The organism is Pontibacillus salicampi (assembly GCF_042434395.1).
Taxonomy (GTDB): Bacteria; Bacillota; Bacilli; order Bacillales; family BH030062; genus Pontibacillus; species Pontibacillus salicampi.
The window spans coordinates 21,551-35,660 of record NZ_JBHLTP010000013.1 but is presented as its reverse complement, the minus strand read 5'-3'; the positions used below and the strand labels follow the sequence as shown (position 1 = coordinate 35,660).

Here is a 14,110-nt window from a genome sequence, read left to right as displayed (position 1 = left end):
TAATACCTTAACTGTACTGCGTAACACATTTTTTGAAAACGTTTTCAAAATAAGCTTTATTTACTTCTTTAAAGCTAATAAAATGCATAAAATTTATGCTTAAGAGAGAGGCGCTATCCGTCCATGCATGTGATCCTTTTTGGCATGCAGCGTCTCTTTTCCGCCATACAGACCTACAAAAATAGCCATGTACGCCTCGTACATGGCTATTTTGCATAGTATTTTCTTTGTGGTCTGCCTACTTTTCCGAATTCCGTTTCTGCTAATGCTTTTCCTTCTGTTGTCAGGAATTCTAAATATCTTCTTGCTGTTGTTTTGGAGGCTCCCATATGATAGCTGAATTCCTCGGCGGTTATTCCTCTCGAAAACTCGCGTAATGAATCCTTTACTTTATGTAACGTATATTCATCTATCCCCTTTGGAAGATGCTGCTTTTCTTCCTGGCTTTCCTGTACCTTCCCTAATAGCTGATCGACGAATTGCTGATCATATTGTTTTACATGTTGCTTGGCTTGAAAATTATGATGAAATCGTTCTATTGTTTCCATAAAACGTTCCATTGTAATTGGTTTAATCATATAGTCAACTACACCAAACCGTATTGCTTTCTCTACCTGCTGCTTGTCATCAGCAGCTGTAATCATAATGATATCTACCGCTGGATGCCTTTCTCGCATGATAGGGAGTATATCGGTCCCTAGCTGATCAGGCATATATACATCGAGGAGTAATAAATCAACTTGTAAATCCTTTAAGGAATCTAGTGTTGTTTGTGCATTCAGTGCTTTCCCTACTACCTCTATTCCCTCTATGCTTTTTAGAAATGTTTCGTGTAAATTGGCTACTCGATAATCATCCTCGGCAATAAACACTCTCATCCTAGTACCTCCTTCGTGCTGGATTGTTTAGGTATAAACACCGAAAACACAGTACCTCCCTCCTCCGCATTATTCACCTCGACACTTCCTTCCAAATGGTAGATAGCATCCATCACATTAGAAAGGCCAAAGCCTCTCCCCTTTTCCTTGCTCGTCGTAAATCCTTTATGAAAAATACGGTCCATTTGATTGGTTTCAATGCCTATGCCATTATCCTGCACTTCCAGCACGATTTCCTTCCCAATATCAGTTGCAAAAAAAGATACTTGCTTCTTCTGCTGCTGACTTACTGCATCAAAGGCATTGTCCAATAAATTCCCTAAAATCGTGATGAGCAGGGAGGGCTGTATATGACTAGGCAGAGCGTGTAACTCCGTTTCTTCATTGACATGAAAATCAATTTTCTTCTCTGATGCAAAGCTGATTTTTCCTAGCAGGATTGCCTGGACCGTTTCATCTTCAATTTGGTCAAACAATATTCTGTTTTGTTGTTGTTGAATAGTAACCTCCTCGTCTAACAGTTCCCTTGCTTCCTGGTAATTACCTAATTGCAGGAGTCCAGATAGCACATATAATTTATTTGTATATTCATGTGTCTGGGAACGGAGGTCTTCTGAATACTTACGAACTTCGGTTAAGGTTTGAACCATCTGCTGGACCTCCGTCTTGTCTCGAAAACTAGCTACTACGCCAATGACTTCCCCCTGTTCTACAACGGGAGTTCTATTGACGATAACCAGCCTGTCTCCTAATAGCATCTCCTGGTCTGTTTCCTGCTGGCCGGATTGAAGTACTCGAAGCATTTTCGTATTAGGAAACACTTCCTCAATGGATAAGTCAATCGCATCGTAAGGGATATGGAGCATTTCCTGTGCAGAGGTGTTCATCATAGAAATGTTGCCATCTTGATCGATGGCGATGATGCCTTCTTTTATGGAATATAAGATCGCACTTCGGTCCCGATACAAACTGGCTATTTCCTTCGGTTCGAGTCCAAGCGTATCCTTTCTAATACTTCTCACTAGCAGAACACCCCATCCTACCCCTACTAGTAATATGAGAAACGCTACAATACTAATCTTCCATAATTTTTGATACATAGCTGCCTGGATATCCTCTATTAAAAATCCGACGGAGACGATACCAACAATATCCCCTTCACTATTTCTAATCGGTGCTTTTCCACGTAAGGATGGCCCTAATGTCCCTGTTGCTTCTGAAGTATAATACTCGCCCTTTTGTAATGCTCGATCATTATCTCCTCCGACCATTTTACGCCCAATTTTCCAAGCATCTGGATGAGCATAACGAATGCTATTCTTATTTCCTATCACAACGAATTCTGCTCCTACCTCCTTCTCTACCTCCTTCGCTATTGGCTGAATAATAAGAGATGGGTCCTCCAGTGTGAAGGCATCTTTAATGCTTGGCATAAAGGAAACGGTGGTCGCTACTTGCAGAGCAAGCTCTCCCTTTTGACTTTTCGTTTGTTTCACTTCCCAATAAGCAAAAATAGCGGTTAACGTAACAATAACGAATAACAGCATAGATATTACTAATCCCAAAATTTTGGTTTGCAATGATACTCTTAATATATTTCGCACACAACGTCTCCTTGCAAGCTATAAAACGCTTTCAATTTAATATAATTTTAATTTTTCTGTCAATTAACATCAACACTTTTCTTCGTTTTTAATACAAACTGTTCACGCTGCTGGTACAATTTTTATGCAGTCCTCATTCGGAAAGCGTTCCATTGGAGATAATCTGGTGGAAAGTTCCCCCCCAAGACTACATTCCTTGAACCATTAGCCTGATCCAAAAGCCTGATTAATAGCTTCCATATAAAAAAGCTGCACATTTGCAGCTTTTCGTTGTTACTTAGCGTCCTTCCTCCACACGCTGGCGATTGTCTGTAATGAGCAAGTAGATCAGTGCCCCTATAATGGGAATCAAACCAAGCCACCATAGCTTCTGGGATCGTTCGTGTAAGTAATAGGCATGGTGGGCAATGGCGACCATGGAAAGGAGTGTCAGCACGATAAAGTCTATCGTCATGACATGGACAAACCGGGATTGCATAAACATATCTGCATATACATTAACATCACCGTAGTAAAGACCAAATGCCATCAGCACTACCGTGAGTAGTAATAGTAGTATGTATAACCCACGATTTGACAAAAACAATCTCGCTCGTTCTGGAGTTCTGTTCTTCACTCGCCGTTTTTCTATATGGAATACAAAGTAAGGTAATATCGTAAAGGCACCGGCAACGAAAGACCCTAAGGCAAATGGCCATGCAGGGATAGATGCTCGATCATTTTCAAGTAGAAGAATACAGTACACAGCAGGCCATATCCCTAACAACGAAAACACGGTCATCAGTAAAGGGTCGGTATATTGGGCGGAGAAAAGGTGTTGCAGAAAGACATCTTTTCCTCCTTCTATTGGAGCCAGAAAAAAGGCATAGCTGATAAAAAGTAACCACAAGGCTAGAAGAATCGATTTAAGCTCCTTCATGAGCGACCATCCTGCCAATCCTTCTTAAATCGTTCTATCTTCCCTTCCAGCTCGTTCATTAAGTGTAGTAGTTGATCTAAGTCCTCTACTTCAACAGAGTGAGCATCCATTGATTGGACAACGTGCTGAAGCATGTTCACTCTGTTTTGGACATATTGAATTTGTGAATGACGGTTATCTGCTGCTTTCCCCATGGTATCCCTCCTCCATACTCTGTTCCTTTTCTGTATTATACTTCAAACATCATTCCTATGCCGAGGAAGAAGAATTTCCAATTTATGCTTACACTAATTGGGCTGCATTTCTTTCGTACACCGCTGATAGCTCCTCTGCCCGCATAGGTTTCGCGAAATAATATCCTTGTAAATAATCACAGCCATACGATTGCATGAGCAAATATTGGACGTTTTCCTCTATTCCTTCTACCACAATTTCCATTCCGAGGTGCTTAGCTAATCGAATGATGGTTTCTACTATAGCCTGCTTCTTCGTATCATGAGCAATATCTTGAACAAACGTTTGATCAATTTTCAACGTATCTATCGGGAGCATCTGTAAATAGTTTAATGAGGATAGACCTGTACCAAAATCATCTAGAGCAATACGAAACCCGAGCTCTCTTAACTGATGAAGGGTTGCTACAGCTTGACTCATATTCTTCATAACAGAGGTTTCCGTAATCTCCAACTCTATTCTGGAGGGATGGATCTCAATCTCATCTGTCAATCGCTTCATCAGGTCATACACATTTCCATATTGAAAATGGATAGCTGAAATATTAATTGATAGCTGACGGATAGATGCCTGCTCTTTATCCCACGCTTTCAGCTGGATTAAAGCAGTACGTACAATCCATTCCGTTAGCTCGGTAATTAATCCACTCCGTTCTGCTAGAGGTATAAATTCCCCAGGAGACACCTGGCCCAATTCCTCGCTGAACCAGCGAATTAATACTTCTGCTCTTCGATAATGTAATGGATGTGCCGACACGGTAGGTTGATAGTAAAGGGAGAATTCCCCTCTCTTCATTGCATGCTTCATACCGTTTAACAGCTGGTGTTCTCTTTCATTAGAATGAATATCTTTATTGTAGATCTGAATATTGTTCCGACCATTCCCCTTAGCAAAGTGTAAGGCTCTTTCTGCATGGCTAAATAAAGAGGTATAGCTCGGATTATCATATTCCTTCATACTAGCACCGATTGATAGGGTTGGGCGAAACTCTAACTGTCCTAAATCAAATGGAATTCCACGAAAGCTTTCCTGGATGCTTTCCAGCCTTTCTTGCAAATCCTCCACTGTCTTCCCCTTCCTATATAGCAAACCAAAGCGATTTCCATCCAGTCTTGCTACAACTGTTGTAGGATGAGCGTGATCTCGTATCTCCTTTGCAATCTGCTTTAGGAATTCATCACCAGCCTCATATCCAAATGTATCGTTAATCCATTTGAAATGGTCCACATCAAACAAGATGCACGAGATGACGCCTTTTTGTTTAGCCGTTCCTTTCAGAAGGTCATCGTACTTTTGAATAAAATATCTTCTATTCGGGAGGTTGGTTAAAATATCGTAATAGGCTAAGCGCTGCATGCTTAAGTTCTCCACACGCCCAAGCAATAAAACAGCGGCTAATAAAACCGTCATCATAATGGTAACGTTCAATACAAGCGCTGTATTGTCACTAAATGGAGTGGCAGTGAACACCTTCGTATCTCTCACGTAAATGGGCATGGCCTTTGTACCTATGTAATACAATAGCGTGTTGGCTATTCCTAATCCAATAGCGCTTCCTATTTTACGAAGGCGGGAACGATGCTGCTGTATTTTTCTTAGCAGACGTATAGAACCAACTGCTAATAAGAATGCTACAAAGCTCGCAAGGAAAAGATAGACTGCATGAAAACGCAATTCCACTCCAGGCATGACTAATGCAGTTCTTGCTACGATTTGCATAACGATCATTCCAGCTGAAATAATAACCCCAGCCAGAAACACTTGAATATAGGTAATAACTCCCTTATTAATCATATAAAACGCAACCATACTCGCCAGTACGACAGGCAAGATAGACAAGAAGGTCGCGCTGCCATTTTCCAATATAGGTATATGGACATGCAAAGCATTAACCCATATAAAATGTACCGACCAGAGACTCATCCCAAACGTTACAGCCCCTGTAAATAGCCAGGGGATTCTCATATCTCTACTTGTCCGAGCAATATGCTGTGCAATATCAAGAGAAATATATGCCCCAACCATAGCTACTACGAGGGAAAGGAGAACCAATCCACTCTCATAATTACCTTGCAATTCTTGCAACATCCCCACTCCTCATTACGGAAGACCTAGTGTAATAGACTTAAATTTTATTATAATATTGGAATATGCGGAACAGAATATCAGTAAAATTTTCGTTAAAATTCGATTTTTCTTGCTCATTCTAACAAATATATGACTATTTTTTATTTTTCTATAGTTTCTCCTAAAAGGAGAGAACGTGGACTAACAAAGGGTACATGCAGCTTTCACGACAGTGTTTCTTTTCTCATATTCCTCTTTTCTATTATCGTCACATGTTTACAATATTTGATTCTTCTATTATTCTATACTTGTGAACGAACTAAAATTGCATACCTAGCGTTACGCACTGGGGGAGCTATGTACATGGCTGAGAGGATGAATTCCGACCCTTATGACCCGATCTGGATAATACTAGCGTGGGCAAGTGCAGTCGAACTTGATATTTACGAGCACGTGCCTATCGTGCCCTATCTTATATTAGACTGCATTCCCCTGGGATGCAGTTTTTTTGTGTTTATAACACCTTGTGTCGTTCAAAATCATTCATTACTAGGAGGAATATTCATGGAACAACGAGTTTGCGGAAGTAATCGGATAGCTGGATGCAACTTTGCTATTTATCCAATGACAGATGATTTTGTACAGGTGATTCAATCTGCCTTAAAAGAAGTAGATACATCAAAGGTTTGGATGGAAACGACTGATATCGGGACATGCGTACGCGGGAGAATTACCCACATCTTTGATGTCACAAAGGCAGCCTTTCTGCAAGCAGCAAGCACTGGTCATCACGTTGTTTTTAATGCAACCTACTCTATTGGCTGTCCTGGAGACACATCAGGCGACACGTATATGGCAGAGGACGAATCACCATTAAACGCTGCAAACAGTCAAACCATTCATCAAGAAGCAGCAGGAATGTTCTCTCTTTATCCAATGGGAGGCGGCGATTATATGGATACTATTTACAGCCAAATTGAGTCTATGAAGCAGCAGGGTATCGAGGTATCCTCCGTACACTATGCGACCCGGCTAGATGGCGATGGAAATTCTATTTATAACGGGTTAGAGCAAGTGTTTACCGATGTAGAGAAAAATGGCTCCTCTCACACCGTCATGACTGTCACTATTTCTGCTAACAGCCCTTCTACTAAAGGAGGGAAAAAGGAATGAATAATTGGAGACTGAAAGAAATCGTTGTTATGTCCGTGCTTTCTGTAGTATTCGCTGTTGTCTATTTGGCATTTTTACCAGTTGGAAAGCTGCTAGCAGCAGTGATGGGACCAATTGGATATGATCTTATCTTCGGTATTTGGTTTATAGTTTCCATTATCGCAGCCTACATTATTCGAAAGCCTGGAGCAGCCTTTCTTTCTGAAACCATAGCCGCTACCATTGAAGTGCTGCTAGGCAACGCTATGGGACCTATCCTAATTCTCTCAGGCGTTATTCAAGGATTAGGAGCAGAAACCGCATTCGCACTGACTAGGTGGAAGCGATATACCTTAGCAGTCCTTATGATGGCTGGTGTAGGTGCGGCTGTTTTCAGCTTTATTTGGGGCTACTTCCGATCAGGTTACGCTGCGTTTGGAACAACCTACATCGTTAGTATGCTGATTGTAAGAATGATTAGCGGGGCTGTCATTTCTGGTTTACTTGGAAAAGCAATTAGCGACGGATTAGCGAAGACAGGTGTACTATCCAGCTTTGCCCTTGGTAAAGAATGGCGAAAGAAGAAAGCCGCATGAGCAGGGATACGTTATCCATCCAACAGCTTTCTCTTAACTATGAAGAAACAGAACAAAGCACCCTTTCTGACATTTCTTTTACTATTTCAGAAGGAGAGACCATGCTTCTTCTTGGCCCGAGCGGTTCTGGTAAAAGCTCGCTCACCTTTTGCTTGAATGGAATTTATCCAAGTGAATTAGATGGATACACAGCGGGTGATGTAAAGCTTAACGAAGCATCCATTTCCAATAGCTCTCCTGGGCAATGGAGTCAACGGATTGGAGTGGTATTCCAAGATCCAGAAAGTCAATTTTGTATGCTTACAGTAGAGGATGAAATAGCTTTCGGATTAGAAAATATCCAGACCCCCCCTGAGGAAATCGAAACAAGAATAGAAGAAGTACTATCATTAGTTGACATGGAGGAATATAAGGAAAGTACCATTTCCTCTCTTTCTGGTGGGCAAAAGCAAAAGGTAGCATTAGCTTGTGTGTTGGCGTTACAACCTGCCATTCTTATTTTAGATGAGCCCACTGCCAACCTGGACCCGAAAGCTACACAAGACTTTATAGATACGATTCATAGCCTTCATCTTCAGCATTCGTTTGGCCTGATTGTTATTGAGCATCAGCTGGAGGGATGGGCTTCCTTTATAGAACGAGCTGTTATTTTACAAAAGGACGGAAAGATGCTGTATGACGGTCCATTAAGAGAAGCGATAACCACATTTGGTGACGAACTAAAAGAACAGGGCATATGGATTCCGAAAGTCACGGACCTTTGGCTTAGCCATTTTGGTTCTTCTCTACAGCCCCTCCCGTTAACCATAGAGGAATATATGCAATCGTTGGAAGCGAACCACCTCCACGCCCCTGCTATAATCTCTAGGCCAAACAAACGGAAGGCTTTGAGTAATAATTTGCTCATGGCAAAGGATCTTCACGTAAGTAAACGGAATCAAGCAATACTGCGGGGAATTGATGTTGCTATTCACAAAGGGGAATTTATCGCAATACTCGGACCAAACGGAAGTGGTAAAACAACATTATCGAGAGCGCTCGCGGGTATTGAAACCAAGTACGAAGGAGACCTAATGCTGCACCAAAGACCGCTTTCCAGCTGGAAGGAAAGGGATTTACGCAAGGAAATAGGCTATGTATTTCAAAATCCAGAGCATCAATTTATAACAGATTCCGTGGAAGAGGAAATAGGCTATGGAATGAAAGTTCGATCCTTCTCAGAGGACTATATAACCCAACGCGTAACAGAAATAATGTCCTATTGTCAGCTGGAAGGGTTAGAAAAGCGCCATCCTTACACTCTGAGCCAGGGACAGAAGAGAAGATTGAGTGTAGCTACAATGATTGTCGATGAGCAGGGCTTGTTATTTTTGGATGAACCTACTTTTGGCCAAGATGCCCGCTCCACAGAAAGGCTGATGAGCTTGCTGGAACAGCGCTTTAAGGAGGATACTACGATTGTGATGATTACTCATGACATGGACCTTGTACAAAAATATGCAACACGAGTTCTTGTGATGGAAGAGGGAAGAATCATTGCCGATCAGACTCCTGCTGAACTGTGGAAGCAACCAAATCTAGCAAAGTGGAACTTGCTATTACCAACGAGTGTGTCGTTAGAGAAACGATTGGAGGCACTGCAAGATGTCTACTCTATTACATCAAATTAATCCAAGCTTGAAAGCCATCACTGTCGTGCTCACCGTCTGTTTGCTTGCCTTTGTATTTGATCCGTTCACCCCGCTCCTTTATTGCATTTTCACTATTTTATTGACAATTCTCTTTGGAAAGGTCGCCTGGAGCCGATATGCACTTTTCTTTCTACCCTTTTTTATTATTTCGCTCGGGATGCTTTGGACTACGATTGCTTTTGCAGATGAACCAACGAACAAAAATGATGTTGTAGCTCTATTATGGTGGAATGTCCCTCGAGAGGACGTAATGGTAGCTCTCTCTCTTTCCTTAAGGATGCTTGCCTTTGCATCTTTATCACTAATGTTTGTCTTTACCACTAATATGGTGCATTTTATATTAAGTTTGATGCAGCAATGCAAACTTCCTCCAAAGCTAGCATATGGAATTCTTGCAGGCTATCGATTCCTTCCGATGATGAAAGAGGAATTGGCACAGATAAGGGCTGCCCATCGAGTAAGGGGAGTCAACCGAGCAACAAACATTAAAGAATCCCTTCAGCAGTACAAACGTTTTGCTATCCCTTTATTAGCCGGTGCTATTCGGAAAGCCGAACGAACAGCCATTGCCATGGAATCAAAAGGGTTTACAGGAGACAAGAAGCGAACGTGGTATCGCCGTTTCACGCTAGATTGGCGAGATTGGGCTTTTCTAGCCTTTATGATCACCATTTTTTTCCTCATAGCATACAGCTCCTATCAGCTTGGGTATTTCCGCTGGTATCAGGGGCAATTTTAATCAAACCTCAGTGAAAAAGCAGCATCCAGAAGTGGTGCTGCTTAAGTTCATTCCTATTTTAATGCCCAAATATCTTCTAATATAGGCATTTCTTTTTTCTGCTCCTCCGTTACCTGATCCCAAACAATCCCAGTTGGCTTATCGTATGGCGACTCTACCTGGATAACCTCCCTTTCTGTTGCAATGTAATCGACGGTGACATCGTATGCATCCCGGGGGAAATCGTCTTGTACTAGCTGCAAAGAATGAATGGTCGTAACAATTGGCACAGCTGGATTGCCAAGCTCACGGAGTATGGCATATTCCCGATCTGCATAGCCTTCTCCCTTCCCTAGCCTGCGTCCATCCTCATGAATAGCCACCGAGCCAACCACAACTAAATCTATAACCGGCATATCTGACAAAGATATTTCTTCCCCATATTTATTCATATGCTTTAGACTAACCGCCTTTTTCTCTTCTCCACGCGGGATATCCTCTGGGTTTAATTGAATAAAACCAGCCTTTAGCCTTGGAGTTGGGATAAGTAATATCTTCCCGTCCCTTAGCACTTGTGCACGTAATGGTATTTGAGGGGAATCAGGGTTCACCTTTACTACTTTAGCTTTCTGATAAGCTTCTAGCTTACAGACTTGCTGCGCTGCAGCCTCAGCTCCTTTAAAATTTGGAATCCTCCCCTTTATAGGAAATGGAAATCGAGCTGCCTTCTGCTCCTCTAAAAGGTCCCAAACCTTATTTCTAACCTCTTCTTTTGACATAACGCACCCCTTCCTCTATATATTTGGTCTAACCTGCTGTTGGTATGATTTCTCCGTTGAGAACCATCCTACTATTGCGGTTACCACTAACACAGAATAGAAGATACCTTTCCACAACAGAGATTCTGGAAAATGGTGAGAAATGATATGAACGGATGGATGCGCCAATACATGAACCCCAAGCTTTACACCAACCCAGCCTACAATAATGAACGCGGCCGTTTCTAATCCAGGTCGTTGGTGCAATACATGCACGAATTTATTTGCGGCGTATCTCATTATGACAATCCCGATAATTCCACCTAGTAATACAACTAGAAATTTGCCGCCATCCATACCACCTATTGCAGGAAGACCACTATTAGGTAGAGAAACAGCCAACGCAACAGCAGCTAAAATGGAATCTACTGCAAAAGCCATATCTGCAAGCTCTACTTTTAATACTGTAGCCCAAAACCCTTTCCCCTTGCTGGATTCCTGTTCGTTATCATCGCCTTCTTTGTTTTTATTATTCCTTTTTCGTAAGTGGTTAATAGAGATGAATAATAGGTAAGCTGCTCCTAAGGCTTGAACCTGCCAAATATCTATTAATAATGTAATCACGAATAGGGAAGCAAACCGAAGAATGAACGCACCGGCCAATCCATAAAAGAGAGCTTTTTTTCGTTTTTCTTCTGGCAGGTGCTTCACCATTACAGCCATCACTAGTGCATTATCAGCTGCAAGAATTCCTTCTAGCAAAATAAGTACTAATAACACCCAGCCATACTCCATCACTAATTGTAGTTCCATGTATCCTTCTCCTTTTCCTTCTTCCTCTGCTCTCACCACAAATACCATTAAAAAAAACCTTTACCGTTATTGGTAAAGGCCCATCAAAAAAGACCTCTACACGAGTGGTGTAAAGGTCTTGCTAACAACCAAAATCGTTGCCAATAAAGCCGGAGATTTCTCTCGCAATGACGACTTTATTGTATAGCTACTCCCCTTTAAGGAAGAAAATGTTTATTTAATTATCTTTAGAATACGGTGCTTTACCGGAAAAGTCAACAACTATTTATTGCATGTCTCTAATTCTGTAATGTGCCCTTATGTGATTGAGCTGGAATCCCCTTTTGAAGAAAATAACCCAAACCTCACCGAAAATGTCTAACAGGGCCATTCCTTAAACTTAGTCAGGCTAAAACTCCATCCGTTCCTAATCGTCTACACTGCAGGTACTAATTTTTTATGGTAAATTGTAGAAAGGTACTATTCGAGAATAGTGGTATAGTATATGTTTTATCATACACATACAAGGGCAACACATACGTGGCACCTTTTTTAAACGAATGAACCAATTCATAAAGGAGAACATCAATGGGATATCGATATATTTTTATGCTTCTGCTGGCGTCACTTACAATGGCAATTATTTATGTAGTTGTTGATTTTGGAATTGAATCAAAAGGGTTCTCATTGAGTATGATGTATCCAATTATCGTAACCTTCCCTATGTTCCTAGCATTATATTGTGTCCTGTTGCTTCCCATTACCATACTGCTTAGAAAATGGGAAAGTCAGGATCGGTTTGACCTTATCCATTTAATACTATACATAGCGGCAGCGACGATTATTACAGTTCCGGCATACCTCATCTTACGGATTGAATCTACTTCCTGGATGAACGTGGAGTTCTATCTGTATGTATTAATTGCTGCGATTGTATATTGGATTTACGAAACAGTTCTGCTTCCTGATAATACTGAATCCGCATCCTAGCTCTGTTTGAGGACCCCCTCCTCTTTCGGCTCTATCGGTACCGTATCGTCAAAGCCTTCCCCTTTCACCCGTTTCAGTTGGGCAACAATAATGAAGCTTACTACTACAAGTAGAAACCAGGAGCTGATCTTCCCTATATGAACTATTTCCCACGTATCTCCCTGGTTTGGATAACGGTACCCATCCAATAGTGTGGAAATATTCTCAGCAATCCAAATAAAGAATCCGATGAGGAAGAAGGAAAGGGTCAGGGGCATCCAATACCGTTTGTCATGGATGGTGAAATACACCCTGCCTAACAGGAACAACAGAAAGAGCCCACCCGTAAGGAACCAACGCATATCGTAAATGTAATGGTGGGTAAAAAAGTTCAAATAGATGCAAGCTCCTAAGGGAACTGTCCAATACCAAGCCGGCCACTTCGTGATGGTTAATTTCATTCTACGCCAGGATTGAACAATGTAACTCGCTACACTGGCATACATAAAACCGCTATATAGCGGAACACCTGCTATTTTCGAATAGGCTTCCCCTGGATAACTCCAAGAGCCCATATGAACTTTGAACAGCTCTAAAGTAAGGCCTAGTACGTGAAACAAAGTTATAACCTTCAGCTCATCCTTCGTTTCCAATCCTGTCCACAACATACAAATTTGAATACCAATACACGCTAGTAAAATAAGATCATACCGCGGAATTCCTGGTACTGATATGATTTTAGTGCCTGCAAGCGTCAAAAATATAAGCGCCGGAAATAACGAAGCCATCGCTTGCTGGTATGTGAAGTGAAATAATTGTTTAAAGAAGTACATCGTCACCCTCCCTCTTTCCCTAATCCCTTCTAACGCTGCTTGTCAAAGCTTCTCATTAGGACGCTCATTTCTGCTCTAAAGCATTTCGTAAATATCGCTCGAATAATACATCTATGAGCATCATTAAGGTAGACCGTGCTGATAAGTCGTATCCTGCAAACATAACCCGCTGCACATGAGCACTAATAGAATCATTAGTCATGGAGTGTAGAGCACTGTCAGGTGTATTGGTAATTGCAAGAGACGGTACATCTAAATGGTTAACTTTATCGGCTGTTTTCGTTAACGTTTCCGTCTCCCCGCTAGAAGAAATAAACACTACAAAGTCATCCTTGTTCACCCAATTAGGCAGCAAATCAATCATATGGGATTCATACACGTAGGAGGATACCGTATTCATTTGCATAAGCCGTTTACTGAAATATTCTCCTAATGTTTTGGATAAGCCAACAGCCACAATAATAATTCGTTTGGCATGAAGCATCTTTAAGCTGACCTCATCCAGATAATCAATATCCAAAGAGGTGAAAACCTGGTGTAAATCCTTCTCATACCGCTCCATCGTGTCTTGTTCTTCCGGTAAAGCATCAAAGGTGAAGTTTCGTAGAAAGTATTTCAGCTCGGAATATCCCTCTAATCCTAGCTTATGACACATTCTCACAATAGTTGTTGTGCTCACGGTATTAATAGAGGCCATGTTCGTAAGCGAAAGCCTCCTTGATTGATCAAGATTCGCTTCAATATAATATAATACATGTCGTTCAGCATGTGTGAGCTTATGTATATCCTTGGAAAAATAATCTAAAATTGCTCCCATAACTATCCTCCGCTCTAGCATTTCTAGGTGAATTATACCACACCTGCTTTTTGTGGCTATTCCTTTCCAAAATAAGAAAGTA

Annotated in this window: 14 protein-coding genes and 1 riboswitch; of the genes, 5 read left to right on the top strand and 9 right to left on the bottom strand. The window is 41.4% G+C overall.

Features of this window, described 5'->3' with window-relative positions; genetic code table 11:
• Positions 1–206: 206 nt before the first annotated feature.
• The 5 genes from ACFFGV_RS15815 to ACFFGV_RS15795 form a co-directional block, all read right to left on the bottom strand.
• The gene (locus tag ACFFGV_RS15815) at positions 207–878 is read right to left on the bottom strand and encodes a response regulator (protein ID WP_377349829.1); all 672 of its coding nucleotides are present in this window, start codon (positions 876–878) and stop codon (positions 207–209) included.
• Entirely contained in the window at positions 875–2,482 is a 1,608-nt protein-coding gene (locus ACFFGV_RS15810) for an ATP-binding protein (protein ID WP_377349828.1), read from the bottom strand. Before ACFFGV_RS15810 ends, ACFFGV_RS15815 begins: the two co-directional genes overlap by 4 nt.
• Positions 2,483–2,759: 277 nt before the next feature.
• The gene (locus tag ACFFGV_RS15805; protein WP_377349827.1) at positions 2,760–3,401 is read right to left on the bottom strand and encodes a hypothetical protein; all 642 of its coding nucleotides are present in this window, start codon (positions 3,399–3,401) and stop codon (positions 2,760–2,762) included.
• Positions 3,398–3,595, bottom strand: coding sequence for an SE1561 family protein (locus ACFFGV_RS15800; protein ID WP_377349825.1), 198 nt, complete (start codon positions 3,593–3,595; stop codon positions 3,398–3,400). The genes ACFFGV_RS15805 and ACFFGV_RS15800 overlap by 4 nt, the downstream gene beginning before the upstream one ends.
• Positions 3,596–3,683: 88 nt before the next feature.
• On the bottom strand, positions 3,684–5,723 hold the full coding sequence (locus ACFFGV_RS15795; RefSeq protein WP_377349823.1) for a putative bifunctional diguanylate cyclase/phosphodiesterase: 2,040 nt from the start codon (positions 5,721–5,723) through the stop codon (positions 3,684–3,686).
• Positions 5,724–6,040: 317 nt separating this feature from the next.
• Positions 6,041–6,142: riboswitch (TPP riboswitch) on the top strand.
• A gap of 124 nt (positions 6,143–6,266) precedes the next feature.
• Between ACFFGV_RS15795 and ACFFGV_RS15790 the strand changes: the two genes are divergently transcribed.
• Genes ACFFGV_RS15790 through ACFFGV_RS15775 form a run of 4 tightly spaced genes read left to right on the top strand, consistent with a single transcriptional unit; the run spans position 6,267 to position 9,880 of the window.
• Positions 6,267–6,875: a YkoF family thiamine/hydroxymethylpyrimidine-binding protein gene (locus ACFFGV_RS15790; protein WP_377349821.1), complete on the top strand. Its 609-nt coding sequence runs from the start codon at positions 6,267–6,269 to the stop codon at positions 6,873–6,875.
• On the top strand, positions 6,872–7,450 hold the full coding sequence (locus tag ACFFGV_RS15785; RefSeq protein WP_377349819.1) for an ECF transporter S component: 579 nt from the start codon (positions 6,872–6,874) through the stop codon (positions 7,448–7,450). The genes ACFFGV_RS15790 and ACFFGV_RS15785 overlap by 4 nt, the downstream gene beginning before the upstream one ends.
• Positions 7,447–9,120: an ABC transporter ATP-binding protein gene (locus ACFFGV_RS15780; protein WP_377349817.1), complete on the top strand. Its 1,674-nt coding sequence runs from the start codon at positions 7,447–7,449 to the stop codon at positions 9,118–9,120. The genes ACFFGV_RS15785 and ACFFGV_RS15780 overlap by 4 nt, the downstream gene beginning before the upstream one ends.
• Positions 9,095–9,880 carry an energy-coupling factor transporter transmembrane component T family protein gene (locus ACFFGV_RS15775; protein ID WP_377349814.1) on the top strand — a complete coding sequence of 262 codons (786 nt, stop codon included), beginning with the start codon at positions 9,095–9,097 and terminating at the stop codon, positions 9,878–9,880. The genes ACFFGV_RS15780 and ACFFGV_RS15775 overlap by 26 nt, the downstream gene beginning before the upstream one ends.
• Positions 9,881–9,933: 53 nt before the next feature.
• Here ACFFGV_RS15775 and ACFFGV_RS15770 read toward each other — a convergent pair whose 3' ends face one another.
• Positions 9,934–10,638 carry a 5-formyltetrahydrofolate cyclo-ligase gene (locus tag ACFFGV_RS15770; protein ID WP_377349811.1) on the bottom strand — a complete coding sequence of 235 codons (705 nt, stop codon included), beginning with the start codon at positions 10,636–10,638 and terminating at the stop codon, positions 9,934–9,936.
• A 15-nt stretch (positions 10,639–10,653) separates the two neighbouring features.
• Entirely contained in the window at positions 10,654–11,430 is a 777-nt protein-coding gene (locus ACFFGV_RS15765; protein WP_377349808.1) for a MeeY/MeeF family manganese export membrane protein, read from the bottom strand.
• A gap of 567 nt (positions 11,431–11,997) precedes the next feature.
• On the opposite strand from ACFFGV_RS15765, the gene ACFFGV_RS15760 reads away from it, so the two are divergent.
• Positions 11,998–12,399, top strand: a complete 402-nt coding sequence (locus ACFFGV_RS15760) for a UPF0715 family protein (protein ID WP_377349806.1) — start codon at positions 11,998–12,000, stop codon at positions 12,397–12,399.
• Here the strand turns inward: ACFFGV_RS15760 and ACFFGV_RS15755 are convergent.
• Entirely contained in the window at positions 12,396–13,211 is an 816-nt protein-coding gene (locus tag ACFFGV_RS15755; RefSeq protein WP_377349804.1) for a DUF817 domain-containing protein, read from the bottom strand. The two genes, ACFFGV_RS15760 and ACFFGV_RS15755, sit on opposite strands and share 4 nt — an antisense overlap.
• 64 nt (positions 13,212–13,275) lie before the next feature.
• The gene (locus ACFFGV_RS15750) at positions 13,276–14,028 is read right to left on the bottom strand and encodes a MurR/RpiR family transcriptional regulator (protein ID WP_377349801.1); all 753 of its coding nucleotides are present in this window, start codon (positions 14,026–14,028) and stop codon (positions 13,276–13,278) included.
• Between the last annotated feature and the right edge of the window lie 82 nt (positions 14,029–14,110).